The sequence below is a fragment of the Streptomyces rishiriensis genome, from assembly GCF_030815485.1.
GTDB lineage: Bacteria > Actinomycetota > Actinomycetes > Streptomycetales > Streptomycetaceae > Streptomyces > Streptomyces rishiriensis_A.
Genome location: NZ_JAUSWV010000002.1, coordinates 6,510,130 through 6,535,877 on the forward strand (window position 1 = coordinate 6,510,130; position 25,748 = coordinate 6,535,877).

Below are 25,748 nucleotides of genomic sequence, written 5' to 3' on the forward strand. Positions count from 1 at the left end.
GAGCGCCGCCGGAGCGAGGGGGTGGTGCACCGGCGAGAGGCATTCGTTGGCTCGGAGCCAACCGTGTGTGACCGCTGGTAGTCAAGTGAGCCCTCGCCTGGGGGAGGCGCTGCGTCCGCATCGTGATCCTTGACGAGGCGGCAAGGGCAGAAGGGAGCCTATCCGCAGGTGATTTGACTGATCGTCAGCAGGGAGGCGCGGTTGGGAGCCGACGGGCCGCCGCTCCGTACTTCGCGATGTGGGCGGCGCCGGGGGGACTCGGCGGCGGTGCCGTCCGGGCGCCAGTGGCGGACCCGGACGATCTCGGGGACGACGAGGTCGAGCCCGGTGAAGAACGTCGCTGCCTTCGCCGGGCGCGCACCCGCATCGGGCATCAGCGTGCCGCGTTCCCCGTGCCGCGTTCCCGTTCCCCGTGCCGTGTGCCGTGTGCCGTGTGCCGTGTGCCGCGTACGCACGGGAGGGAAACGGTGAGGTCGATCCCCGGCTGGCACGGCGGCTGTCGACCGTGCTCCCGATACGCCCCTGCTCGAGGTCGGCGGACCGGAAACCGAACCCGGGCGACCCGAGTGCTTCCGTGACCGCCTTCGGCGCGGGCAGTGGACGGACGGTGAGCCGGTCGGGAGCGCTGACGACACCGGCGGGGCCGGAAGCGGCCTGCTGTGCACAGGTCGTCCCGGCCCCGCCGGTGAAGTGACGTACGGCCGCGAACCGGTTTCCGCGCGTCGCATTCGCGCGTCAGAGGCGCGCAGGTCCGCGGGTCAGGCGGGCTTCCCCGCTCCCGGCAGCGGACCGTCCTGCCGGACCCGGTCGGCCGTCCGTTCCGGCCGCTTCTCCTTGCGGCGCTGCCGACGGCTCTGACGCGGTTCCTGGTCGGGCAGCCAGCCGAAGGCCAGGCTGCTGCCCACGGCGCCCATCAGGAGGCCGACGACGAAGCCGCCGATGTTGGACGTGAGCCAGGTGCCCAGGGAGAGCAGGATGGCGATGATCGAGTAGAACAGCCGCTGGGTCGGGTTGAAGATGATCAGAAGTCCGCAGAGCACCATCAGAGTCGGCAGGAGGTAACCCGCCAGGCCCTGCATACCCACATGAAGGATCACCGGAAGCGGTGCCTTCATGGTCACCAGGATCTCGGCGCCGCCCAGGACGAGCAGCACACCGCCCGCGAAGGGCCGTCGGCCCCTCCACCCGCGGAAGCGGTCCCGCCACTGGGTGAAGGTCATTACTTGCAGCCCTCGCTGGAGAAGCTCATCTTCAGTCCGGGAAGCTTGAAGACGGCCGCGGTCGCCGCGTAGTTGTGCTGGTACAGGTTCTTGATGACGACCGTGTCCGCCTGCTGGCCGTAGACACCCGCGGGGCCCTGGATCGGGACCTTGTCGAAGGTGCTGGAGTCGCGGCCGATCTCGATGTTGTTGAACTCGGCGTCGCCCGAGATCTCGTCGGAGTCGATGGCCAGGTTCTTCACGCTCACCGGGGTGGACCCACCGCCGGCCTTGAGGATGAGCTGGATGCCGCCGAGGTCGACGCTCTGGCACATGTTGGTGATCTTGCCGTTCTTCACGACCGAGGTGACGACCAGGACCTGGCCGCCGGTGTCGCCCTGGTTGGGGCTGTTCTCGATCATGTTGTCCAGGCCGCCGAACTGTGCGAAGCCCTCACCTTCGAGCTTGTCGGCGGTGACCACGAACGGCATGCCGGAGATCGCGAACTGCACGCCCAGGGCACCCTGCGCGGTCAGGACCGCGAGCCCCGCGGCGACGAAGGTGGCGGGCACCGCCATGACGGCGGCCCGGCGCAGCCGCACCCGGCCGCGTCTCGTTGCGGAACCGCTTTCGGGGTTCTCGGGGGTGTGGTCGGCGGACGAAGTGACGTCCGGGGACGAGGCCATGTCTGCTCCCATGCGCTTGGTCATGCGGGTTGGGCTTCAGTGGCACGTTGTCCTGGCGCGGACAGCGGCTGCCGCGCACGCCTCCTCGCGACTCCCGGAAACCGCAAGGGCTTTCTGGTTACGCAGCAGTAGCCGTCGAGGAAGTTACCGATGGTTACACCAGCCGGTCAAGGGAGATGTGGAAAAAGAGTGTTCATTATGTGCCGCCGATCGGTCGCACCCTCGACGGGCTGACGCATATATCTGTTGGACCATCAACTTTGTTGCAGAGCCTTGACGTTGACAGACCATCAGGTCTACAACTCTCCCTGGCTCAGCCGGGATCCGTGGCGCCGGATCCGCAGCGCGACGACATGGCCGCGCTCCCGGACGCTTTTCAGCCAGTACGGGCCATTCGGTCCCGAGCTCGATCCCTGCACGGCACCGGTACGGCCGCTTCGCCCGCGGGCCGTGACCGGTCGCCCCTCCCCGCCCGGCCCGGCCGGAGTCACTCGCCAGTGCCTCAGGCCGGTCACCGGCCGGCCGCTGTTGCCGGTCCGTCACGTACGGAGAAGGCGTCACGGGCCGGTGACGGCGGACGCCGATCAGCGTCCCTCCTGTCGCGACCAGCGACGCACCGGTTCATCCCCACCGACCGAACCCGCCACAGGCCGACCCCCCCCACGGATCAACCCCCCACAGATCAACCCGTTGATTGAACCCCCACTTGAGAAAGAGGCACCCGCATGCGCACTCGCTCCCTCCTCGCCCTCGCAGGTACCGTCGTCGCCCTCTCGCTCACCGCCGTCACCCCGGCCTCCGCGGCCGGCGCGGTGCTGACGACCGCCAACGGCGACGTCGCCGTCGGTGACGTCCTCAACGCCTCCCTCGCCAGCGGCACGGCCGCCACGCTGTACTCCAGCGCGACCGGCACCAGCGGCGTCTCCTGTGCCGCGTCCGCGTTCACCGCCACCGTCACCGACAACCCCACCGCGCCCGGCACCGCCACCGAGTCGCTCACCGCGCACACCTTCAACAACTGCACCGCCAACGTCGTCGGCGTGCTCGGCGTCACCAGCATCACGGTCAACAACCTGTCCTACACGACGAGCGTGTCGTCGGACGGCGTCGTCACCGTGACCCCGCCGAGCGGCTCCACCATCCAGACCACGGTCGTGCTGCGCACCCTGCTGGGCAGCATCAACTGCGTCTACCGGGCGCCCAGCCTGACCGGCACGGCGAGCAACGCCGACAACAGCATCACCTTCACCGGCCAGCAGTTCACCAAGTCGTCCGGCTCGTCGCTGTGCTTCGCCAACGGCTTCTTCACCGCCAAGTACGCCCCGGTGACCGACGCGGGCGCGGCCGTCACCGTCAACTGAAAGCCGTCATCCACCACAGAGAACCGTCTGTGTGACTGATCGGAGTTTGCTGGACCGAACCCTCGCCAACGGGGTTCAGCGCCGACGCAGACGCGCGACGAGGGCGGCGCCGCCGGTGAGCACCAACACCGCCGCGGCGCCGCCCGCCAGCATCGGCGCGGACGGCCCGGAGCCGGAATCGGTGGCGGACGCCACCGGGGTGCTCCCGGGGTCGGCCGCCGCGGCCCGGGCTGAGGCGGCGCCGCCGGACGCGGTCGACAGCGACGAAATGGCGGACGGCGTGCCCGGCGTCTCGAGCGAGGAGGTCGTGGCCGCAGACGTCGTGGGCGTGGCCGGAACGGGCCCCTCGCTCGTCGGGTCACTGTCCGGCCTGCTCGGAGAAACCGCTTCCGGGAACACCACGTCCGAGCACGAGTAGTAGGTGTCCGGCGTGCTGCTGTTCTGCCAGATCGTGTAGAGCATCTGACGTCCCGTCCGGTCGGCGGGCAGCTTCGCCGTGAGGTGGTAGGCGCCGTCCTTCAGCGCCGGGTCCCTGACCTCGGCGAACGGCTTCGTCGGCAGGTCGGACCAGGTGAGCGGCTTCGACGGGTCGTATCCCGGTTTCGTCAGATACAGCTTGAACGTGCCGGTGTGCGCGATCGTCGAGGCGTACGTCATGCGCAGCGTCCCGCCGGGGGCGAGCCGGGTCGACGGCCAGTCGGCGCGGGCGAGGTCGAGCCCCTTGTACGCGGACAGTCCGCCGCTGCACAACCGCCCGTCGGGAATGGTCTGCCGGTCGCGGCCGTTCACGTTCGCCACCCGCAGGTTGTCCCACGCGGCGAAGGACGTGCCGTTGGCGTCGACCGCCGCCCGGCAGGCGGCGGTCCTCGCGTCGGCTCCGCCGTCGGGGGAGCAGGCGAACACCCGGCTGACCGGATTGGTGGGGGCGCCGTGCGCCTGGGCCGGTCCGGCGGCCCACAGGCCCAGCAGGAGAGGACTGACGGCGGCGGCCGTCAGAACTGCGGTGCGGTGTGCGGTGCTGCGGGGCATCGGGGACGTCTCCTCGGCCGGCGCGGGAATGGTCTCTTCATCAGTACGGGAACGGTCTGTTCGTCAGTACGGGAATCCGGCCCGGCGCGTTCAGCGCGCCTTCCCATGGCTTTCGCCCCTCGCGAGGACGCGACCAAAACGGTCGTTCGATGACCGATCGGGGTCGACGAGGGTTGGGTTTTGGTCGGATCGAGGGTTTCCCCTGTATCCGGATGGCTGATCCTTTGCCTATCGTTCCTGCACAGCCGACCCACAGGTAACCCCGACGGGGCCGGTCCCCGCGCCTGGCCGGCCTTTCGCGCTGCTCTTCGATGCACCCCCCGCCGCTTCCCCGCCGAAGCGAATCGACCGCCGCTCCGCCCTGTCCGGAGTCGGTTACGAAAGGCACGCCCTTGCGCACCTCACCCGCCCTGAGACGGAAGCTGATATCCGTCGCCGCGGCCTCCGCGGCCCTGCTCACCGCCGCGTCGACCGCTTCGGCCGTCGCCGCCCAGGAAACCGTTTCCCAGGGTCTTGCCGTCCCCGCCGCCCAGACCGAGGCCGCGCCCGGCACCCCGGCCGAGCGCCTCATCGTCGGATACCAGGCCGGTGCCGCCGAGGCCGGCTCGAATCCGGCCGCCGAGGCCGACGCCGCGGCCAAGGGCCGGCAGGCCGGCGAGGACGTCGATTTCCAGCGCCGGCTCGGCACCGGCGCCGCCCTGGTCGACCTGGGCGACGACCTCACGAAGGCGGATGTCGCCGACGTCGTCGCCCAGTACCGGGCGGACCCGCAGGTCGCCTATGTCGTCCCGGACCGGCTGAACAAGCCGAAGGCAGACCCGAACGACACCGAGTACACCAAACAGTGGGACCTCTTCGAGACCACCGCCGGTATGAACGTGCCGGGCGCCTGGGCCACCTCGACGGGCACGGGTGTCACCGTCGCCGTCATCGACACCGGTTACGTCGCGCACACCGACCTCGCCGCCAACGTCGTCGGCGGCTACGACTTCATCGCCGACACCGCGGTCTCCGTGGACGGTGACGGCCGCGACAGCAACCCGGCCGACCCGGGCGACCACTACGCCGCCAACGAGTGCGGTTCCGGCGTCGGGGCGAGCAACTCCTCCTGGCACGGCACCCACGTGGCCGGCACCATCGCCGCCGTCACGAACAACAACAAGGGTGTCGCGGGCATCGCGTACGGCGCGAAGATCTCCCCGGTCCGGGTGCTCGGCAAGTGCGGCGGCTACGACTCCGACATCATCGACGCGATCACCTGGGCCTCCGGCGGCACCGTTTCCGGTGTTCCCGCCAACTCCCAGGTCGCCAAGGTCATCAACATGAGCCTGGGCGGCGACGGGGCCTGCACCTCGGCGACCCAGAGCGCGATCACCGCCGCCGTGAACCGCGGAACAACGGTCGTGGTGGCCGCCGGCAACGAGAGCGACAACGTCGCGAACCACTCGCCGGGCAACTGCAACAACGTCATCTCGGTCGCGGCGACCAACCGCACGGGCGCCAAGGCGTCCTACTCCAACTACGGGTCCCTGGTGGACATCTCGGCGCCCGGCGGCCAGACCGGCACCGGCACCGCGAACGGCATCCTGTCCACCCTGAACTCCGGTACCACGACGCCGGCGACCGAGTCGTACGCCTACTACCAGGGCACCAGCATGGCCACCCCGCACATCGCGGGACTGGTCGCGCTGGTCAAGTCGGCCAACCCCGCGCTCACACCGGCCCAGATCGAGACGGCCGTCAAGAACAACGCCCGTGCCCTGCCCGGCGCCTGCTCCGGTGGCTGCGGCGCGGGTCTCGCGGACGCGGCCAGGACGGTGCAGGCGGTGAGCGGCTCAGGCGGTTCCACGGGGGGCACCACCTTCTCCAACACCACCGCGGTCCCGATCCCGGACAACGGTTCCGCGATCGAGTCCTCGATCGCTGTCAGCGGCCGCACGGGCAACGCCCCGACCGCACTCCAGGTCGGCGTCGACATCACCCACACCTACCGCGGGGACCTGGTGATCGACCTCGTCGCGCCCGACGGCAGCGCCTACCGGCTGAAAGCGGCCGCCTCCTCGGACTCCGCCGACAACGTGAAGGCCACCTACTCCGTGAACGCTTCCGGCGAAATCGCCAACGGCACCTGGAAACTGCGTGTCCAGGACACCGCGGCGCAGGACACCGGCAAGCTCAACAGCTGGCAACTGACGTTCTGAGGAAACCGCTTCTCGCCGCTTGCGACGAACGGGCGGGCCGGCCGGTGTGGAGGGGCACCGGCCGACCCGCCCTCGTTCTGTTTCTGCCTGCTTCCGGGTTCCGGTTGAGCCGGATCCCGTCGAGGCGTGGACTCCGGCGCCGTCGGCAACGGCACCTCGACGGCAACGAGTTACCTATGTGTTTCCAGCCGTTTCCATGAAAAACAAACCGGCCGCCCTCGCACCGTAAAGACACCGGAAGGATGTGCTCTGCAAGGGGCTGTGAGAGCCTCGGTATGCGGTGACACGTGTCGCTCGAGTGTCCCGGCATCCTCTTCTCCGGCTGCCCACAAGCGGAAACCGCGCCCCCCGTCTCTTTCGATTCTCTCTCGACTATGCCTCCGGTACGTTCTCTGTGGGAGGCTTCGTGCAGCAGGCCAGCAGTCGAGAACAAGTCGGGTGAGCCCAGGGGGCGTCGGCCGGGTTCACTCGTATGGGCAGTCCAGTCGTACCGTGAGCTATTGTGTACGGTGGGTAAGAAAAAACGGCATGACCCGTTCGTTACCGGCCCGGGAGAGTACCAGTCGATGGCGAGGCAGTTACGCGCCGAACAGACCCGCACGACGATCATCACGGCCGCCGCCGACCTGTTCGACCGGCGCGGCTACGAGTCGACAAGCCTCAGTGACATCGTCGCGCACGCCCATGTCACCAAGGGCGCCCTCTACTTCCACTTCGCGGCGAAGGAGGATCTGGCCCATGCCATCATGGAGTTGCAGTCCTCGGCCTCGCGCCGGATCGCCGGCGAGATCGACGACCGCGGCTACGCCTCCCTCGAAGCCGTGATGCGCCTGACGTTCGCGCTGACGCGACTGTCGGTCGAAGGGCCGATCACCCGGGCCGGGCTGCGGCTCGCCACGGGGGGAGTGGCGGTCCGCCCGCCCTTGTCGCATCCCTTCGCGGAGTTGCTGGACCTCATCTCCCGACGGCTCGGCGGCGCGCTCAAGGAGTCCGACATCCATCCGGACATCGACGTCGACGCCGTGGCGCATTCCCTCGTCTGCTTCTTCGTCGGCACCCGCGTCGTCGGCCGCTCCCGCGAACCCGCCGGCCGGCTGCCCCGCCGGATGGCGGAGATGTGGCACGTCCTCATTCGCGGCCTGGTTCCGGTACCGCGCCGACCGCGCTATCTCAGCCTCGCGGCGCGCCTGGAGCGGGAGATCATGGCGGCGGTCTGAGGGGTGCGGAGCGCTCGGCCGTGGTGACGATGACGACCACGGTGCCGGTGACGGTCGGCCCGAGCGGTGGGCCCGAGCGGTGGGTCCGAGCGGTGGGCCCCGGGATACGGTGAGCCGCATGTCCGACATCTCCGCGCCGCCCGTGATCCTCGGCGGCGAGCCCGGCTCGTTCCCCCACAGCGTCCTGGCCGAACGGCACCCGGCGATCATCCAGCAGGTGCGGGAGGCGTTCCCCTACGGACCCGACATCCACCGCAGGCTGGACGCGCTGCTCGACAACTGCGCCGAGGGCGTGATCGAACCGCTTCCCGCCGGTGCGCTGGACCGGGACCGGTGGCGGACCTGGGGTATGGACGCGTACGCCGGGCGATCCTGGTTCGACGTGCCCTGGCTGTGGTCGGAGAGCTACTTCTACCGTCAACTTCTCGAGGCGGTCGGCTACTTCGGGGCCGGCGCCTGGCAGGGCATCGACCCGTTCCGTCCCTTCAAGCTGGCCGAGCTCGACGCACCCGAGACCGACGAGGAACTGGCCGTACTCGACACCCTGGCGGACCGCCCGGTCGACGAGCGTGACCGCGCGCTGCTGCACGGTTCTCTCTGGGGCAACCGTGCCGACCTCGGCTTCCGGCTGTCCGACGTCGAGGCGCAGAAGCGGGCGGCGGTACCGGCGTTGGTCGCCGACGACAGCGAGACCCTGTGGTCACTGCTGCCGGCTGCGGATGCGGATGTTGTTGCGGATACGGATACGGATGCAGAGGTCGATGCGGACGCGGACGCGGGCGCGGAGATCGCCGCCGGTATCCGGCAGGGGGGCGCCGGTTCAGGCACCGGCGTCCTCTGTCTGGTCGCCGACAACGCGGGTCGGGAGCTGATCCCTGATCTCCTCCTCGCCGCCCACCTCCTCGCGCACGGGCGGTGCGGCCGTGTCGTGCTGCACGTCAAGCCGTACCCGTACTACGTCTCCGACGCCACCACGGCCGACGTCGTCGACGCGCTCAGGAAGCTGACGGCCGCGCGGGGAGCGGCCGGCGCATACGGCCGGCGGCTCTGGAAGGCCATGACCGACGGCGCCCTCACCGTGCGCGCCCATCCCTTCTCCGCCGCCCCGCTGCCCTACGCGGCGATGCCGGGCGACCTGCGGGCCGAGTTCGCGGCGGCCGCCCTGACGATCGTGAAGGGCGACCTCAACTACCGGCGCCTGGTGGGCGACAGCCGGTGGCGTCCGACCACCCCGTTCACCGACGTCACCGCCTACTTCCCGGGCCCCGTCGCGGCCCTGCGCACCCTGAAGTCCGATGTGATCACCGGCCTGGACGCCGCTACCGAGGCCGCCCTGGTCGCCGCCGAGGGCCGGCGCTGGCGCACCGCGGGGACGCACGCGCTGATCCAGGTCCGGGCGTGACGGACAGGGGACGGCCGCACGGCGAGGCCGGCGCGGACGGTGGGTCAGGAGGGAGCGGGCGCCGAACCGCCGGGCGAACGCGGCCGGAGCGCCGGCCGGGCCCGCCCGTGTCCGCGGCGCTGCGTGACGACGACCGGGCAGGTGGTGCGGGGGCCGCGCGGACCGGTACCTCAAGTTCCGTACCGTACAGGGCTTTCCGCTCGATTCACGCGATGGTGTGATCATGTGCGGCCCCGCGGATGACGGTGCGGACCCCCGGGTAGGGCCCGGCCATGACGCAACCGTTCGAACTCCCGCACTTCTACATGCCGCATCCCGCGCGCCTGAACCCGCATGTCGAGGAGGCGCGGGTCCACTCGACGCAGTGGGCGCGCGACATGGGCATGCTGGAGGGGTCCGGGATCTGGGACCAGGCCGACCTGGAGGCGCACGACTACGGCCTGCTCTGCGCCTACACCCACCCGGACTGTGACGGTCCCGCGCTGTCGTTGATCACCGACTGGTACGTGTGGGTGTTCTTCTTCGACGACCACTTCCTCGACATGTTCAAGCGCACTCCGGACCGGGCCGCCGGCAAGGCGCACCTGGACCGGCTGCCGCTGTTCATGCCGCTGGACCTGTCGACGCCCGTGCCCGAGCCGCGCAATCCGGTCGAGGCGGGCCTCGCGGACCTGTGGGCGCGCACGGTGCCGCAGATGTCGCAGGACTGGCGACGCCGTTTCGCCGTGGCGACCGAGCACCTGCTCAACGAGTCGATGTGGGAGCTCTCCAACATCAACGAGGGGCGGATCGCCAACCCCGTCGAGTACATCGAGATGCGGCGCAAGGTGGGCGGCGCCCCCTGGTCGGCGGGGCTCGTGGAGTACGCGACCGCCGAGGTGCCGGCCGCCGTCGCCGGGTCGAGGCCGCTCAGGGTGCTGATGGAGACCTTCTCCGACGCCGTGCATCTGCGCAACGACCTGTTCTCCTACCAGCGCGAGGTGGAGGACGAGGGCGAGAACAGCAACGGCGTGCTCGTCCTGGAGACGTTCTTCGGCTGCACCACCCAGGAGGCCGCCGACACCGTCAACGACATCCTCACCTCCCGTCTCCACCAGTTCGAGCACACCGCGTTCACCGAAGTGCCCGCGGTGGCCCTGGAGAAGGGCCTCGGGCCGGACGAGGTCCTCGCGGTCGCCGCCTACACCAAGGGCCTGCAGGACTGGCAGTCCGGCGGCCACGAATGGCACATGCGCTCCAGCCGCTACATGAACAAGGGCGCCACCTCCGACGCGCCCTGGCAGAAGCTGACCGGCCCCGGCACCTCCGCCGCCGACGTCGGCGCGCTGCTCGCCTCCGCCGCGGCCGAACGCCTGCGGGCCTACGCGCACGTGCCGCACCAGAAGGTCGGCCCGTCGCTGCTGCCCGACTTCCACATGCCCTTCCCGGTGGAGCTGAGCCCGCACCTGGAGGCGTGCCGCCCGCGCCTGAAGGACTGGGCGCACCGGATGGGCATCCTGGAGGAGGGCGTCTGGGACGAGGACAAACTCGGCGCCTACGACCTGGCGCTGTGCTCGGCCGGCCTGGACCCGGACGCCACCGCGGAGGCGCTCGATCTCAGCGCCTGCTGGCTCGCCTGGGGCACTTACGGCGACGACTACTACCCGCTGGTCTTCGGCGCGCGCCGTGACCTGGCCGCCGCGCGCCTGACCACGGCCCGGCTGTCCGCGTGCATGCCCGTCGACGACCTGGAGGCGCCGGTCGTCCCCGTCAACGCCATGGAACGCGGCCTGATCGACCTGTGGGTGCGCACGACCGAGGGCATGAGCCCCGACCAGCGGCGCACCCTGCGCGACGCGGTCGACGTCATGACCGAGAGCTGGGTGTGGGAGCTGTCCAACCAGCTCCAGAACCGGGTCCCCGACCCGGTCGACTACCTGGAGATGCGCCGCGCGACCTTCGGCTCCGACCTCACGCTGAGCCTGTGCCGCATGGGCCAGGGCCCCGCCGTGCCGCCGGAGGTCTACCGCAGCGGTGTGGTCCGCTCGCTGGAGAACGCCGCCGTGGACTACGCGTGTCTCGTCAACGACGTCTTCTCGTACCAGAAGGAGATCGAGTACGAGGGCGAGATGCACAACGCGATCCTCGTCGTGCAGAACTTCTTCGGCTGCGACTATCCGACCGCGCTGGGCATCGTCCATGACCTGATGACCCAGCGCATGCAGCAGTTCGAGCATGTCGTCGCCCATGAACTGCCGGTGCTGTACGACGACTTCGGGCTCTCGCCCAGGGCGCGGGAGGCGATGGGGAACTATGTCGCCGACCTGCAGAACTGGCTGGCCGGCATCCTGCACTGGCACCGTGAGGTCGACCGCTACAAGTCCGCGTACCTGGGCCGCCGCACCCACGGCTTCCTGCCGGACTTCGCGGCGCCGGCGTCCCTCCCGCACCTGCCGGTCTCCGTGCCCTCCTACCGCTGACGCTCCTTGCGGGAGGCGTGCCCGACCGCGGCTCGCGCCAGTGCCCGGACGATCGGGTGCGGGCGCGAGCCGTCGCCGGACAGCTCCGGCTGGAAGAGGGAGGCCAGGAAGAAGGGGTGGCCGGGCAGTTCGGCGACCCGGACCTGCCCGTCCTCGTCGTGGCCGGAGAAGCGCAGGCCGTGGGCGCGCAGGGTGTCGAGGTGTCGGGAGGGGCCGTACGCGCAGAAGTAGCGCTCGACCGTGCGCTCCGAGCCGATCACCGACTGGGCGAGCGACCCCGGCTCGATCCTCACGACACCCTCGTGGCCCACGAGGGAGCAGGCCAGGGGTTCGATGAGCAGGTCGTCCGCCTCGGGGTCGTTCTCGGCGTGCGCCGCCCGCGACAGTCCGCAGACGTTGCGGGCGTACTCCAGGAGCGCGTGCTGGAAGCCGCCGCAGGTGCCGAGGAACGGGATGCCCTCCTCGCGCGCCGTGCGGATCGCGGACAGGACGCCCGCCTCGCTGCGATAGGGGCTGCCCGGCACCACCCACACCGCGTCGAATCCCCGTACCGCGCCCTCGGCCTCCGCCTCCTCGGAGGGGATCCAGTAGGCGTCCAGGACCAGCCGGTCCCGGGTGGCGAGAGCGTCCACCAGGAGCGGGACACGGGTGTGCGAGACGACGTTCGAAGAGCGGTCGCCGATGAGGGCGAGCTTGGCGATCTGAGCGGTGGTGTCGGTCATGCCGCTCATCCTGAAGGTGCCTCCGACTTCACGTCCAACGATGATTCCTGCACCCTCGATAAGCAGAACTGATGCGGCCTGCGACCCTGGGCGCATGGATCCGCATCTGCTGCGCACCTACGTCACCGTCGCGCGCCTCGCCTCCTTCTCCGACGCCGCCCGGGAACTCGGCTACACCCAGTCCGCCGTCTCCCAGCACGTCGCGGCCCTCGAACAGGACCTGGGCGCGCCGCTGCTCACCCGCCGGCCCGTCCTGCCCACCACGGCCGGCGAGAGGCTGCTCGAGCACGCGGGACCACTGCTGCTGCGCCTGGACGCGGCGCGCGCGGACGTCGTCCGGATCGCCTCGGCGCCCTCGCACGGGCTGACCCTGGCCGGCTCGCCGACCGCTCTCGCGCCGGCCGCCCTCGCCGCGCTCCCGCCCGCCGGTGTGACGCTGCGGGTGCTCGGCCGCGACGACGTCTGCGCCGCCGTCGCCGACGGCACGGCCGACGTGGGACTCGTCGACGGTCTGGCCGCGCCCAGCGACCCGCTCCGGCTGCCCGACGTCGCGCCGCTGACCACGTACGGCGTCGTCGAGGAACCGGTCCGTGTCCTGCTGCCCGCCGGCCACCCCCTGGCCCGGCGCAGCGGCCTGCACCTCGGTGACCTCGCCGACGCCCGCTGGCTGGACGCCCCCGACGCAGGTCTGCCGCTGCCCCAGCTGCGGGCCGCGAACGGCGGCCACGGCTTCCGCTCCGCCCTGCGCTACGACGGCGCCGACGTCCGCGTCCTGACCGCCCTGGTGGCCGCAGGGCACGGTCTCACCCTGCTGCCCCGCTCGGTGGCGGCCGACGTGCCGGGCACCGCCGCCGTCCCGCTGACCGGGCCCCGGGTCGTACACCGGATCGAACTCGTGTACGCGGGTACGCCGTCGGGTGCGGCGCGGACGCTGGTGGAGGCGCTGTCCACCCGCCCGTGACCTGCGGTGCCGTCGACCGGTACCGCTGCCGACGCCCGGTCAGTCTCACTCTTTCGGGGCTCGTGGTGCGCCGACGCGCCGGGTAGAGCACCAGCCGGAGGCGATCCATGGAACAGACAGCGTTGCGTCCCAAGCCCATGCCCGGATCCGAACCCGGCGGCGGTGCCGGTCCGGGTGGCCAGGGCCGGCGCCCGCACGCCGCGCGGCGCCGCGGCCGACGGCTGACGACCCTGCTGTTCGGCCTGTTCGCGGGCACGGTCCTGGTCCTGTCCGGCGTCGGACTCGGCACCGTCGGTGCGACCGTGATCGGCATGAGCAGACTGGCCGAGCTCCAGCGGCAGCCGGGGCCGGGCACGGCAGGTTCACCGGGCGCCGCGTCCACCCCGGGCCGGGAGGGCCGGCCGGGTTCGGACGGCGCGTCCGGGTCGGCCCCCGCGTCAGCGCGCCCGCCGGACGCCACCCTCGGCCTGGAGGCCGTGGACGCGGAGCAGACGGGCGCCGAGATCGTCGCCGTCCACATCCCCGGCCCCGGCTGCACGGCGGGCCTGGTCCGCGGTGACGTCCTTCTGCGGTTCGGCGGCACCAGGATCGACTCGGCGACGGACCTCGCCCGGGCGGTCGACGAGGCCCGCCCCGGAAAGGCGGTCGAACTGCGGGTGCGTCACGGGCACGGGGGCTACGACAGGTTGACGGTGATCCCCGGCGTCGTCACGTGAACGGGGCCCGAGGCGGCCCTGAGCGCCGCCGGGCCGCAGACGCCCGGCCGTCGCCACCGCCGGGCGGACCACCGGCCAGGGCGGACCTCACCGTGCCACCGTGAGCGTCATGCCGACCGGCCCCCTGGCCTTCCTGGCGCCCCTGGTCTCCGGCCTGCCCGGCCTCCCTGGGCGCCTGCGCCCTCGCCGCCTCTCCCGGGCCGGGCACCGTGCTCATCGTCAGCAGTCGCTGCGCAGCCGCCGTGCCGGTTTCCCGACGGTGCTCGGCAACGAGACCGGCGCGTTCGTCCGGGGCGTCGTCGCCGCGTTCGGTTCGACGGCCCTGCCGACCGCCTCACAGGTGGCGTACGACGTGCCGTGCGGCGGCGGCGCCGTCGTGCTGCTCCGGTTCGGCGGGCGGGCCCCGCGGCAGGCCCGCCGGACCGGGACCGGCGGCGCGCAGGGCGCCGGCGGACGGAAGGGCGCCGGCGGACGGAAGGGCGCCGGCGGACGGAAGGGCGCCGGACAGAGCGGCCGGGCCTCGCAGCCGGGCGGGCCGCTGCCGAATCTCGCCCACCCCAAGGCGGCCGTCCCGGCCCTGTCCTTCCTGCCGCAGTTCCGGCCGCAGAGCGCCCCGCACCCGCCGGCCGTGGCGGGGCTCGCCGCGCTCCGGGCGGTTTGCGAGATTGGTTACTACAGCCTCTGCGTCCGGTTCTTCGGCGGGATGAAGGCCCCCTGACCCGGGCCGGGGCACGCCGCCGCCCGGAGCGGGTCTCCGGCGGCGTCCTGCCGCTCCCGGGCCTGCGCCTGGCCGGGGCGGCCGACCCGGGCCGGTCACCCGCCCGGGATCCGCGCCGACCGGCTCGCGCGACCCCCGCCGTACGGGCAGGATGCTGCCCGTGGCCGTCACGTCAGCGTCATCACGTCCGTCACACCTCAGTCGCCACGTCCTTTCTGGGAGGCCCGGATGACCGGCACCGCCACCGCCACGTCGCCCTTCACCGCCGACGACTACCGTGCCCGTATGCGGCGGGCCGTGCGCGAGGCCGCCGACGCCGGACTCGCCGGACTGCTCGTGGCACCCGGACCCGACCTCGTGTGGCTCACCGGCTACGCGCCCACCGCCGCCACCGAACGGCTCACCGTGCTCGTCCTCGCCCCCGGCCGGGAACCCGTCCTCGTGGTGCCGACGCTGGAGGCCCCCGACGCCGCGAAGGCGGTCGGCGCCCCGGCGCTCACCCTGCGGGACTGGACGGACGGCAAGGACCCCTACGCGGCCACCGCCGCCCTCGTCGACCGGGACGGCCGGTTCGGCATCAGCGACAACGCCTGGGCGATGCACCTGCTGGGCCTCCAGCGGGCCCTGCCCGCCACCTCCTACGCCTCGCTCACCGAGGCCCTGCCGATGCTGCGCGCCGTCAAGGACGCGGCGGAGCTGGAGCTGATGGCGGCCGCGGGCGCGGCCGCGGACGCGACGTTCGAGGAGATCCGCGAGGTCCCCTTCCGCGGGCGCCGGGAGAGGGAGGTCGGCGCCGACCTCGCCGGGCTGCTGCGCCGGTACGGGCACTCCCAGGTCGACTTCACCATCGTCGCCTCCGGGCCGAACGGCGCCAACCCGCACCACGAGGTCGGCGACCGGGTCATCGAACACGGTGACATGGTCGTCCTGGACTTCGGCGGCCTCAAGGACGGCTACGGCTCCGACACCTCCCGCACCGTGCACGTCGGCGAGCCCACCGACGAGGAGCGCCGGGTCCACGACCTCGTGCGCGAGGCCCAGGAGGCGGGCTTCCGGGCCGTCCGGCCGGGTGTCGCCTGCCAGGAGGTCGACCGGGCCGCCCGCGCGGTCATCGCGGACGCCGGCTACGGGGACTACTTCGTCCACCGCACCGGCCACGGCATCGGCGTCACGACCCACGAGCCGCCGTACATGATCGAGGGCGAGGAGCGGCCCCTCGTGCCCGGCATGTGCTTCTCCGTGGAGCCCGGGGTCTACCTGCCGGGCCGGTTCGGCGTGCGCATCGAGGACATCGTCACCGTCACCGAGGACGGCGGCCGCCGTCTCAACGACACCACCCGCGAGCTGGTCATAGTGGACTGACCTGCCCCAGGAGTCCCGGCCACCCATCCGAACGGCAACGGCGCGACCATGACCCAGGCACCGACACCCACCGCGGACACCGTCCGCCGACTGGTCCGTGCGCTCCTCGACGAGGGCGGCGCGAGCGGCTCGGGGCCGGAGGTACGGCCCGTCGCCGCGGGCGGCTCGCCCGCCACCTGGTGGGTCGGCACCCGCCATGTGCTGCGCCTCGCCACCGACCGCGCGACGACCCTGCGCCGCCGCCGGGAACTGCGGCTGCGCGAGCTCGTCCGCCCGCACGTCCCGGTCGCCGTGCCCACCAGCGTCGCGCACGGCGAGTGGTCTCCCGGGCTGATGTACACCCTCGACACCAAGCTGCCCGGCGGCACCGCCGAGGAGCACGACGTGTCGGCCGTCGGCGAGGCCGACCTCGCCGGACTGCTCCGAGGGCTGCGCGAGGTGCCGCCCCGGCAGGCCGAGACGCTCGGCGTGCCGCGCACCGCCCCGCGCTCCCTGGAGGCGCTGCGCCGGATGGCCGTGGCCTCCGCCGAACGCCTCGCCCGCGCCGACGAGTTCGACCCGGCCCGCCTCCAGCAGCTCACCTCGTCCGGCGCGGCGCAGCTCGCCGCCCAGCCCGGCACCGCCGTCCTCGTCCACCACGCCCTGCGCGGCGAACACCTCGTGGTGAGCGCCGACGGCCGGGTGCGTGGTGTCCTCGACTGGACCGGCGCGGTCCTCGGGGACCCCGCCGAGGACATCGCCGGGCTCGCCCTCGCCGTCGGCTCCGGCGCCGCCGTCCGCGCCGCCACCCTCGCCGGTTACGGAGCCCGCCCCTGCCTGCGCGGCCTGTGGCTCGCCCGCTGCGACACCGTCGTCCGCCTCGCGGAACGCCTCGACGGCCGCACCGCCCGTCCGCGGGACGCCGAGGCGCTCACCCTCCCGCGGGTGCGGCTGGGACGGGCCTGGGAGGCCATCCTGCTCGAGCGGGTGACGGAGTTCCGCGTGGAGGGCGAGGACGGCGGGCCCCACGAGGAGGGATGAGCGGACGGGGGAGGGCGGGGGACGGCCGTACGGAGGCGAGCGGTCCCTCCGCCGGGCCATCCACGGGACGACCCCACGGGGGTCACCCCAAGGGGTCGCCCACGGTGTCGTCCCAGGGGGCGCCCCACCGGGATGCCTCAGTCCTCAGTCCTCAGTCCTGCGCCAGTACCACGCACGACTCGCCGGGGACATGCAGCAGCCCGTCCCGGCCCGGTACGTCCACCGGATCCCAGGTGGCCAGTACGCGGGCCGGACGCGGGCCCAGGGGGATGGCGGCCGGCTCCTTGCCGAGGTTGACCGCCACCCGGACGTCACCGCGCCGGAACGCCAGCCAGCGCGCCTGTGCGTCGTGGGCGACCTTGATGTCGGCCAGATCCGGATCGGTGAGGTCCGCGGTCGCGTGCCGCAGCGCGATCAGCTCGCGGTACCAGGCCAGCACGCGCGCGTGGGGCTCGCGTTGCGGCTCGGACCAGTCCAGGCAGGAGCGCTCGCGGGTCGCCGGGTCCTGCGGGTCGGGCACGTCCTCCTCGGCCCAGCCGTGCGCCGCGAACTCCCGCCGCCTGCCCCGCCGTACGGCCTCGGCGAGCTCCGGGTCGGTGTGGTCGGTGAAGTACTGCCAGGGTGTGCCCGCCGCCCACTCCTCGCCCATGAAGAGCATCGGTGTGAACGGCGCGGTCAACGTCAGCGCCGCCGCGCAGGCCAGCAGCCCGGGGGAGAGCGACGCCGACAGGCGGTCGCCCTGGGCGCGGTTGCCGATCTGGTCGTGGGTCTGGCTGTACCCGAGGAGCCGGTGCGCGGGCAGGCGGGTGCGGTCGAGCGGGCGGCCGTGGCGCCGGCCACGGAAGCCGGAGTAGCTGCCGTCGTGGAAGTAGCCGCCGGTGAGGGTCTTGGCCAGCGCGGCGAACGGGGCGCGCGCGAAGTCCGCGTAGTAGCCCTGCGACTCGCCGGTGAGCGCGGTGTGCACGGCATGGTGGAAGTCGTCGTTCCACTGGGCGTGCAGGCCGAGACCGCCCGCCCGGCGGGGCGTGATCAGCCGCGGGTCGTTCAGGTCGGACTCGGCGACCAGGAACAACGGCCGGCCGGTCTCCTCGGCGAGGGCGTCCACCGCCGCCGACAGCTCCTCCAGGAAGTGGCACGCGCGCGTGTCCGCGAGCGCGTGCACCGCGTCCAGCCGCAGCCCGTCGAGCCGGTAGTCGCGCAGCCAGGCCAGCGCGCTGTCCAGCAGATAGGCGCGCACCTCGTCCGAGCCGGGCGCGTCCAGGTTGATGGCGGCGCCCCACGGCGTCTGGTGGGTCTCCGTGAAGTACGGGCCGAACTCGGGCAGGTAGTTGCCGGACGGGCCCAGGTGGTTGTGCACCACGTCCAGGACGACGCCCAGGCCGAGCGCGTGGGCCCGGTCGACGAACCGCTTCAGCGCCTCGGGGCCGCCGTACGGCTCGTGCACCGCCCACGGCGACACCCCGTCGTACCCCCAGCCGTGCCGGCCGGGAAACGCGGACAGCGGCATCAACTCGACGTGGGTGACACCGAGTTCCGCGAGATGCCCGAGGCGCTCCGCGGCGGCGTCCAGCGTGCCCTCGGGGGTGTAGGTGCCCACGTGCAGCTCGTACAGGACCGCCCCCGGCAGCGGCCGGCCCGGCCACGGGGTACGCCACTCGTGGCGGGCCTGGTCCACGACCGCGCTCAGTCCGTCCGGGCCGTCCGGCTGACGGCGCGAGCGGGGATCGGGGCGGACGGGTCCGTCGTCCACCGCGAACCCGTACCGCGAGCCGTCCGCGGCCTCCGCCTCACCGGTCCACCAGCCCGCCCGCTCCGGATCGCGCTCCAACGCGTGGGTGACGTCGTCGCACTGGAGCGTCACACGTTCGGCCTTCGGTGCCCACACCTCGAACTGCACGGACGGTTCCCCTTCGTCTGCTCACGGTGATGTAGCCCGTCGCGTCCATCGTGCTCCACCGGAGATCAATCCGCTTTGGTAACACTCCCATTGGCGGCACGCGCGCGTGCCGGGCGTTTTCGCGTCTTCTGGACACCCGCCGTCCACTGACCGACAATCACCACCGTGACGTCGTCTTTCGAGTTCAACACGTACCCCGCGCGGTTGTCCGACGTGGAGCGCGACCGGGCGCTGAAGGTGCTGCGTGACGGCGTCGCCATGGGGCGACTGTCGCACGACACGTTCATCCGGCGTATGGAGCTGGCTCTCGTCGCCCGCCGCTCCGACGAGCTCGCCGTCCTCACCGCCGACCTGCCCAGGGAGAGCCGCCTCTCGAGGGCCGTCTTCGGCAGCGTCGAAGCGGTCTCCGGCTTCACCGTACGGCTGCGCAGGGCCTGGCAGGCCGAGCGGCTGCCCAAGCTGCTGCTGCCGCACCCCGGCACCGCGAGCGCCCTGCGCATCGGCCGCGACCCCGCGAGCGGCCTCAGACTGACCCACGAGAGCGTCTCGAGGGTGCACGCCGAACTCGTCCGCCAGGGCGGGATGTGGGTGCTGCGCGACCTCGGCTCCACCAACGGCACCACGGTCAACGGACGCCGGGTCATCGGAGCGGCCGTGGTCCGCGAGGGCGACCAGGTCGCCTTCGGCCGCATGGCCTTCCGCCTCTCGGTGAACTGACCCACCCAACCGGCCCACCGAACCGACCTGCCGGCCCGAGGCCCCGCCCCGACCCGGACGCATCGTCGCGCTCGCCCGTCGCGCTTGCGCGGCCTGTCCGCGTGCCCGCCTGTCGGTCCGTATGCGGTCCGTCGAACCGTGGCGTCCCGGCGGGCCGACGGCGACCCCGGGCTCGCCCGAGCGGCCACGGTCGGGTCAAGTCCCCACCGCCACCGCGGTGTTGACGTACCCCCGGCCCATGACTCACTGTGCGTACACCAGACACTCCAGGTGAACCGACGGTGCCGTCCCGTGGGAGGTGTGCCCTGCCGCCCCTCCTCCGTTACCCGACCGTGGACGAACTCGCGGCCCGCGCGGCCGCGCTCGCCGTCCGTGGTTCCGGGGACGTCCGGCTGCGCCGCGTCGGCGTCTCCCGCGCGGGCTCGCCCCTGTGGCTGCTCTCCGTCGGCCGGGGCGCCCGCCAGGCGCTCGTCGTCGCCGGACCGCACGCCAACGAGCCCGTCGGCGGCGCCACCGTCCTGCGGCTGGCCGAACGCGTCCTCGCCGACCCGCGGTTCACCGTCGGCGCCGACGCCACCTGGAACCTGCTGCTCTGTCTCGACCCCGACGGCCTGCGCCGCAACGAGGGCTGGCTGTCCGGCCCCTACAGCCTCGGCCGCTACTTCCGTCACTTCTTCCGGCCCGGCTTCCTGGAGCAACCGGAGTGGCTGCCCGACGGCGCGGCCGCCGCCGCGCTGCCGGAGACCCGTACGCTGCTCCGCCTCCAGGACGAACTGAAACCCACCTTCCAGTGCTCGCTGCACGGCGTCGACGTCGGCGGAGCCTTCGTGGAACTCACCCGCGACCTGCCCGGTCTCTCCCGGCGCGTAGCCCACGCCGCCGCCCGCCTCGGCATCCCCCGCGAACTCGGGCCCTACGACAGCCTGTACTGGCCCCGTCTCGGACCCGCCGTCTACCGGATCCCGCCACCGCGGCCGCGTGACCTGGCCGCAGCGATCACGGAGGCCGCCGTCGAGTCGACCTGGTACCACCCGCACCGGTACGGCACGGTCACCGCGGTCGTCGAGGCGCCCATGTGGGGCGTCGCCGCCGTCGAGGACGACTCGCCGCCCGCCGACCGGGACGCGGCGCTGCGGGCCGTGAGCTCAGCCCTGCGCCATGACGCACAGTTGCTGGAACGTATCCTCGCGCGGGTCCGGCCCCATCTCGCCGGTGCGCCCGACGCGGCCCGTCTGCTCGCCCCGGTCGACGACTATCTCCTGGTCTGCCCCGGTCTCGCGGCCGCCTGGGACCCCGCCACGGCCGACCCCGCCCGCCCGCTGCCCTCGCTCAGCACCGCGCATCTGACCGCCCTGCGCATCGCGGGCCGCCGGATCGCCGTCCGGACGGCGGGCCTGCTGCACCAGCTCGTCACCGGCGCCGGACACGATCCCACCGGCGCGCTGCCGGAGCTGGACGGGCTCATCGACGCGTGGTGCGCCGATTACCAGGAGGGGTGCGGGGCGCGCTGGATTCCCGTCGCACGCCAGGCGGAGTACCAGGCGCGGGTCGTGTTCGCCGCGTTCGAGCTGGCAGGCCGCCACGCCGCCGAGCCCGCGGGTGCCCGTTCGGGTGAGTCGGACTGGGGTACGCAGCCGGTCGTGCCGATGCATCGGGAATGACGTATTCCCTCACCTGTCTCCGGTCGGCGAAAGCCGTACGGCGCGCGCTCCCGGCCGCGGCCGCCCTCCTTCTCGCCGTCGGCGCCGCACCGGCCCTGGCGGTCTCCCACGACGCCCGTTCCGGCAACTGGCTCCAGCTCACCGTCACCCGCGGCGACTCCCGCTCCAGCGACACCCGGGGCACCCTGCTGCTGTGCGACCCTCCCCAGGGCCACTCCCGCGCCGTCGAGGCCTGCGACGTCCTGACGCAGGCCGACGGGGACGTCGACGCGCTCACCGCGGACGGCAGCCGCGTCTGCCCGCTCATGTACGCGCCGGTCACGGTCCGCGCACAGGGGCAGTGGAACGGGCGCCCGGTCGACTACGAGCGCACCTTCGGCAACGACTGCGAGCGGGAGGCGCTGACGGGGGCGGTGTTCGCCCTGGACGACCAGGAGGTGCCCGAGGTCTGACCCGGCCGGGACGGCCGCGGACACCCGCGCGTGCCCGCGGCCACCGCCCTGTCCGTCGTCCCCCTCGTCGTCCCGCCCGTCGTCCGCCCGTCGTGCCGCCTGTCATGCCGCCTGTTCGCGCGCGTGCAGGGCGGCCGCGACGACCGTGCGGGACTGGTGCTCGACCTGGTTCTCCAGGGGCACCCAGCGGGCCCGGAAGCGATAGGCGAAGGCGTCGCTCCACGTCTCGACGAGGTGTTCCAGACGTGGGGCGGCGTGGTCGTCGCTCTCCTGGAGGACCCGCCACAGCATCGCGGCCGCCCGCAGGGGCAGCCGACGGGCGAAGGCGTCCACGCTGCCGACGTACGCCATCGTCGTGTCGGCGGGCGGGGTGTCCGTCCAGTCCGCGGCCAGCCCGGGCACCAGCTCCAGCGCCCACTTCGCCGCCCGCAGCAGGGGTCCGTCGACGCCCTCCAGACGCGGCAGCGCCTCGACGAGCACCCGCTCCACCTCCGTGGCGTCCCGCAGCAGCCGCCGCGCCAGGCGCCGCATCGCCGCGGCCGGGGCGGGATGCGGGGCGGGATCGTCCACCATGTCGCTCGCCCACATCGGCACCTCCACCACCGCGGTCAGACCGCCGTAACGATGGGCGTGGTACCAGGTGCTGTGCCGGGCGTCGTCCGGCATGCTCGGGTACGCCGCCTCCGTCCCGGCGGCCGGCATCACATGCACGCCGGGCCCGGACGCGGGCCAGCCCGCCGCGTCGGACGCGCCCGTCTCCACCGGGATGTGCAACCGGGCGGCGGACTTGACGAACGGCTCGGCGAGACCCGGGATGTCCCTGGTCAGCTGCACCCAGCTGCCGCCCAGGTCGGTGCCGTGCAGCGTCACCTGGAGGTAGGGCCGCAGCTCGTCGATGACCCGGGTCAGCGCGCGCGTCTCGGGAGGCAGCCGGTCCGGCGGCAGCACGGCGGGGGACCACTCCGGCTGCTCAGGACCGGCGGGCCGGAAGAAGCCGAGGTGGTACTCCAGCAGGCTGCGCGGCGCCGGGGTCACATGCAGGCTCGCCCCGTCGGGGTCCGCGCACAGCAGGAAGTGCCAGGACGTGCCGTCCCGCAACTTCCGCTCCTGCGAGACCCGTTCGGCGAGCGCCAGCAGCGTCGAGCCGCCGGTCGGCTCGTTGGCGTGGGCACCCGCGACGACGAGCACGGCCCGCCGGGCGTGCCCCACGGACAGCAGGTGCAGGGGCCTGCCCGCACGGGAGAGACCCACCTGCCGCAGTGCGCACATTCCGGGGTGGCGCGCGGCCAGAGCCCGGACAGACGACGTCAGTTCGGCCACCGTGGGGTAGCGCAGCTCCGGCAGGAGACTCACCCCCGTTATCGTCCGCCCGGCCTTCGCATCCGCAGTACCCCACGCTCTCTGGTAACTGTCAAGAACGCCTGCGGGGAGGCTCCGGGGGCGCTCGGACGTGCGCGCCGGCGGGGGGTACGACCGTCCCGCCCGCACTCCCCGCCCGCACTCCCCGCGCGTGCGCCCTCCCACGTCCGCGGTCCCCGCGGCCGGCGGGTGGGCCGGACGACCACGGCGAGGTTCTCAGTCCGCCCGCTCCAGCAGGGCCACCGGCAGCCCCTCGAACAGTTCCGCCACGCGCGCGTGGCCGGTGAATTCCCGCTCGGGAGCCAGGACGTCGGCCCAGGTGCCCGGGGGCAGCGCGAGCCGGGTCTCGCCCCAGCCGCCCGCCTCCGCCAGCCGCAGCGACAGCCGCGTCACGGCCGTCACCACCCGGCCGGAGCGAGCGAAGGCCAGACAGTGGGCCGCGGCCGCTCCCTCGGCGGCCAACGGCTCGTACCCCGCGGTGTCCCCGAAGACCTCCGGCCGCCGCCGGCGCAGCCGCAGCGCGGCGGCGGTCACCGTGCCCTTGACGCCGGGGTCGTCCGGCGGGAAGCGCACCGGGCGCCGGTTGTCCGGGTCCACCAGCGCCCGGTACTCGCTCTCCGTGCCCTGGTAGACGTCCGGCACCCCGGGCATCGTCAGGTGCACCAGCGCCGTACCGAGCACGTTCGCCCGGATGTACGGCTCCAGCGCGGCGCGCAGCGCGGTCACCCGCTCACCCGGCACTCCGCACGGCCCCGCCGCCACGAACGCCGCCACCGCCTCCTCGTACGCCGGCTCCTGCTCCGTCCAGCTCGTGTACAGCCCCGCCTCGCGCACGTGCTTGAGCAGTGCCTCCTGGACGCGCTCGGGGGCCGCCGGCCCGAGTCCGAAGACCGTCTGCCAGGCCGCCCACGCCAGCTGTCCGTCCGGTACGCCCTCCTGCGCGCGGGTGACCTCCGCCAGGACGTCCGCCCAGCGCTGCGGGCACTCGGTGAGCACGGCGAGCGCGGCGCGCACGTCGGCGCTGCGCTTGGTGTCGTGCGTCGACACGACCGTCCCGGTGGCCGGCCAGTCGCGCTGCACGCGCGCGCAGTACGCGTGGAAGCCGGCCGGGGAGACCCCCGGGGCGCCGGGGTCGCCGCCCACCTCGTTCGCCGCCGCCACCGGCACGTACCGGTAGAACGCCGTGTCCTCCACCGACTTGGCGCGCAGCGCGGACGCCGTCTGCGCGAACCGCGCCCGGAACTCCGCCCCGGCCGGCCCCTCCCCGCCGAGCACCAGCTTCCGCACCACGTCGACGGCGCCCGCCTCCTCCGGCACGACGAACGCCTGCCGCGCCTCGGCGGCCGCCTCCTCGGTGACGACGGCGGCCGGGTCGCCCGAGGCGTACGGCCGGTACACCTCCATGCGCACGAGCAGCTCCTCCAGCGCCGTCCGCAGGGCCCAGGGCGCCCGGTCGCGCAGGCCCGGGTCGGCCGACGCGGCGCACACCCGGGACGCCGTCCGGGTCAGCCGTTCCGTCTCGGCCGCCAGCTCGTGCGTCAGCACCTTGTACGCCGCCCGGCGCACCGTCGCCGCCCAGTCGCCGCCCCGGTCCGTCTGCGGGGCCGCGAAGCGCCGGTAGTGGGCCAGCAGCTCCCCGGCCCCCTCGGGATCCGCGAAGAGGCCGTCGACGTGGCGCAGGGCGTCGTAGCCGGTGGTGCCGGCCACGGGCCAGGAGTCCGGCAGCCGCTCGCCGTCGGCCAGGATCTTCTCGACGACCGTCCAGCGGCCGCCGCTCGCCGAGTGCAGCCGCTCCAGATAGGCGTCGGGGTCGGCGAGGCCGTCGGGGTGGTCCACCCGCAGCCCGTCGACGACGCCCTCGTGCAGCAGCCGCAGGATCGTGCCGTGGGTGGCCTCGAACACCTCCGGATCCTCCACCCGCACGCCGATGAGTTCGGAGATGCTGAAGAAGCGCCGGTAGTTCAGCTCGGTGCGGGCCAGCCGCCACCACACCGGCCGGTACCACTGGGCGTCCAGCAGCCTCGGCAGCGGCAGCCCCTCGGTGCCCTCGCGCAGCGGGAGGACGTGGTCGTAGTAGCGCAGCACGTCGCCGTCCACCCTCAGCCCTGCCAGCTCCGACCCGACGGGGCCGCCGAGCACCGGGAGCAGCACCTGGCCGCCCTGCGCCTCCCAGTCGATGTCGAACCAGCGCGCGTACGGCGACTTCGGCCCCTCGCGCAGCACCTCCCACAAGGCGTGGTTGTGACGCGGGGCCATCGCCATGTGGTTCGGCACGATGTCCACCACCAGCCCGAGCCCGTGCTCCCGCGCGGTCCGCGCCAGCGCCCGCAGTCCCTCCTCCCCGCCGAGCTCCGCCCGCACGCGCGTGGGGTCCACGACGTCGTAGCCGTGCGGGGAGCCCGGTACGGCCTCCAGGACGGGGGACAGATGCAGATGCGAGACGCCGAGCGAGGCCAGGTACGGCACGGCCGCCGTCGCCGCCCCGAACGGGAACTCGGGCTGGAGCTGCAACCGGTAGGTGGCCGTGGGCGGCACGGGAACGGAGGCGTCACGTCGCTCAGGGGTCATGACAACCTACGTACCCGTCCCGCCGCGTTTCGTGTCACACA

At 73.0% G+C, this 25,748-nt stretch carries 20 protein-coding genes and 1 pseudogene; 13 read left to right on the top strand and 8 right to left on the bottom strand.

Translation table 11 applies throughout. From position 1 onward, the window contains the following. Nucleotides 1-158: 158 nt before the first annotated feature. The 3 genes from QF030_RS31460 to QF030_RS31475 form a co-directional block, all read right to left on the bottom strand. Nucleotides 159-374 (bottom strand): SAM-dependent methyltransferase, encoded by a 216-nt coding sequence (locus tag QF030_RS31460; RefSeq protein WP_307165947.1) that lies wholly within the window; start codon nucleotides 372-374, stop codon nucleotides 159-161. A 384-nt stretch (nucleotides 375-758) separates the two neighbouring features. Next, nucleotides 759-1,220, bottom strand: a complete 462-nt coding sequence (locus QF030_RS31470; protein ID WP_307165948.1) for a DUF6114 domain-containing protein — start codon at nucleotides 1,218-1,220, stop codon at nucleotides 759-761. Continuing rightward, entirely contained in the window at nucleotides 1,220-1,885 is a 666-nt protein-coding gene (locus QF030_RS31475) for a DUF6230 family protein (RefSeq protein ID WP_307167754.1), read from the bottom strand. The genes QF030_RS31470 and QF030_RS31475 overlap by 1 nt, the downstream gene beginning before the upstream one ends. A 725-nt stretch (nucleotides 1,886-2,610) precedes the next feature. Here QF030_RS31475 and QF030_RS31480 point away from each other — a divergent pair. After that, nucleotides 2,611-3,246 (top strand): Tat pathway signal sequence domain protein, encoded by a 636-nt coding sequence (locus QF030_RS31480; RefSeq protein ID WP_307165949.1) that lies wholly within the window; start codon nucleotides 2,611-2,613, stop codon nucleotides 3,244-3,246. Nucleotides 3,247-3,321: 75 nt separating this feature from the next. Here the strand turns inward: QF030_RS31480 and QF030_RS31485 are convergent, their stop codons facing one another. Next, the gene (locus tag QF030_RS31485; protein WP_307165950.1) at nucleotides 3,322-4,275 is read right to left on the bottom strand and encodes a lytic polysaccharide monooxygenase; all 954 of its coding nucleotides are present in this window, start codon (nucleotides 4,273-4,275) and stop codon (nucleotides 3,322-3,324) included. Nucleotides 4,276-4,667: 392 nt separating this feature from the next. On the opposite strand from QF030_RS31485, the gene QF030_RS31490 reads away from it, so the two are divergent. The 4 genes from QF030_RS31490 to cyc2 all read left to right on the top strand — a co-directional run bounded on the left by QF030_RS31490 (nucleotide 4,668) and on the right by cyc2 (nucleotide 11,554). Then, nucleotides 4,668-6,476, top strand: coding sequence for a S8 family peptidase (locus tag QF030_RS31490; RefSeq protein WP_307165951.1), 1,809 nt, complete (start codon nucleotides 4,668-4,670; stop codon nucleotides 6,474-6,476). Nucleotides 6,477-7,042: 566 nt separating this feature from the next. Beyond that, the gene (locus tag QF030_RS31495; RefSeq protein WP_307165952.1) at nucleotides 7,043-7,693 is read left to right on the top strand and encodes a ScbR family autoregulator-binding transcription factor; all 651 of its coding nucleotides are present in this window, start codon (nucleotides 7,043-7,045) and stop codon (nucleotides 7,691-7,693) included. Between the two features lie 118 nt (nucleotides 7,694-7,811). After that, nucleotides 7,812-9,095 carry a damage-control phosphatase ARMT1 family protein gene (locus tag QF030_RS31500; protein WP_307165953.1) on the top strand — a complete coding sequence of 428 codons (1,284 nt, stop codon included), beginning with the start codon at nucleotides 7,812-7,814 and terminating at the stop codon, nucleotides 9,093-9,095. A gap of 272 nt (nucleotides 9,096-9,367) precedes the next feature. Then, nucleotides 9,368-11,554, top strand: coding sequence for a germacradienol/geosmin synthase Cyc2 (gene cyc2 / locus QF030_RS31505; RefSeq protein ID WP_307165954.1), 2,187 nt, complete (start codon nucleotides 9,368-9,370; stop codon nucleotides 11,552-11,554). On the opposite strand, the gene QF030_RS31510 is transcribed toward cyc2, so the two are convergent. Next, nucleotides 11,545-12,276 (bottom strand): CTP synthase C-terminal region-related (seleno)protein, encoded by a 732-nt coding sequence (locus QF030_RS31510; RefSeq protein ID WP_307165955.1) that lies wholly within the window; start codon nucleotides 12,274-12,276, stop codon nucleotides 11,545-11,547. The genes cyc2 and QF030_RS31510 overlap by 10 nt on opposite strands. A gap of 94 nt (nucleotides 12,277-12,370) precedes the next feature. On the opposite strand from QF030_RS31510, the gene QF030_RS31515 reads away from it, so the two are divergent. The 5 genes and pseudogenes from QF030_RS31515 to QF030_RS31535 all read left to right on the top strand — a co-directional run bounded on the left by QF030_RS31515 (nucleotide 12,371) and on the right by QF030_RS31535 (nucleotide 17,053). Then, on the top strand, nucleotides 12,371-13,237 hold the full coding sequence (locus tag QF030_RS31515) for a LysR family transcriptional regulator (RefSeq protein WP_307165956.1): 867 nt from the start codon (nucleotides 12,371-12,373) through the stop codon (nucleotides 13,235-13,237). Nucleotides 13,238-13,344: 107 nt separating this feature from the next. Further along, nucleotides 13,345-13,953 carry a PDZ domain-containing protein gene (locus QF030_RS31520; RefSeq protein WP_307165957.1) on the top strand — a complete coding sequence of 203 codons (609 nt, stop codon included), beginning with the start codon at nucleotides 13,345-13,347 and terminating at the stop codon, nucleotides 13,951-13,953. A 167-nt stretch (nucleotides 13,954-14,120) separates the two neighbouring features. Continuing rightward, a pseudogene (locus QF030_RS31525) lies at nucleotides 14,121-14,745 on the top strand (LysE family translocator); the annotation flags it as partial. A gap of 154 nt (nucleotides 14,746-14,899) precedes the next feature. Next, entirely contained in the window at nucleotides 14,900-16,033 is a 1,134-nt protein-coding gene (locus tag QF030_RS31530) for an aminopeptidase P family protein (protein WP_307165959.1), read from the top strand. 48 nt (nucleotides 16,034-16,081) lie between these two features. Next, nucleotides 16,082-17,053: an aminoglycoside phosphotransferase family protein gene (locus QF030_RS31535; RefSeq protein WP_307165960.1), complete on the top strand. Its 972-nt coding sequence runs from the start codon at nucleotides 16,082-16,084 to the stop codon at nucleotides 17,051-17,053. Nucleotides 17,054-17,204: 151 nt separating this feature from the next. Here QF030_RS31535 and treZ read toward each other — a convergent pair whose 3' ends face one another. Beyond that, nucleotides 17,205-18,950: a malto-oligosyltrehalose trehalohydrolase gene (gene treZ, locus QF030_RS31540; RefSeq protein ID WP_307165961.1), complete on the bottom strand. Its 1,746-nt coding sequence runs from the start codon at nucleotides 18,948-18,950 to the stop codon at nucleotides 17,205-17,207. 165 nt (nucleotides 18,951-19,115) lie between these two features. On the opposite strand from treZ, the gene QF030_RS31545 reads away from it, so the two are divergent. The 3 genes from QF030_RS31545 to QF030_RS31555 all read left to right on the top strand — a co-directional run bounded on the left by QF030_RS31545 (nucleotide 19,116) and on the right by QF030_RS31555 (nucleotide 21,780). Next, nucleotides 19,116-19,667, top strand: coding sequence for a DUF1707 and FHA domain-containing protein (locus tag QF030_RS31545; protein ID WP_307165962.1), 552 nt, complete (start codon nucleotides 19,116-19,118; stop codon nucleotides 19,665-19,667). Nucleotides 19,668-19,999: 332 nt separating this feature from the next. Then, a complete protein-coding gene (locus QF030_RS31550; protein ID WP_307165963.1) occupies nucleotides 20,000-21,328 on the top strand; it encodes a M14 family zinc carboxypeptidase in 1,329 nt (442 codons plus the stop codon). Then, the gene (locus tag QF030_RS31555) at nucleotides 21,325-21,780 is read left to right on the top strand and encodes a subtilase-type protease inhibitor (RefSeq protein ID WP_307165964.1); all 456 of its coding nucleotides are present in this window, start codon (nucleotides 21,325-21,327) and stop codon (nucleotides 21,778-21,780) included. The genes QF030_RS31550 and QF030_RS31555 overlap by 4 nt, the downstream gene beginning before the upstream one ends. Nucleotides 21,781-21,882: 102 nt before the next feature. Here QF030_RS31555 and QF030_RS31560 read toward each other — a convergent pair whose 3' ends face one another. Then, nucleotides 21,883-23,133 carry a M14 family zinc carboxypeptidase gene (locus QF030_RS31560; protein ID WP_307165965.1) on the bottom strand — a complete coding sequence of 417 codons (1,251 nt, stop codon included), beginning with the start codon at nucleotides 23,131-23,133 and terminating at the stop codon, nucleotides 21,883-21,885. Nucleotides 23,134-23,355: 222 nt separating this feature from the next. After that, nucleotides 23,356-25,707: a malto-oligosyltrehalose synthase gene (gene treY, locus QF030_RS31565; protein ID WP_307165966.1), complete on the bottom strand. Its 2,352-nt coding sequence runs from the start codon at nucleotides 25,705-25,707 to the stop codon at nucleotides 23,356-23,358. Nucleotides 25,708-25,748 lie beyond the last annotated feature (41 nt).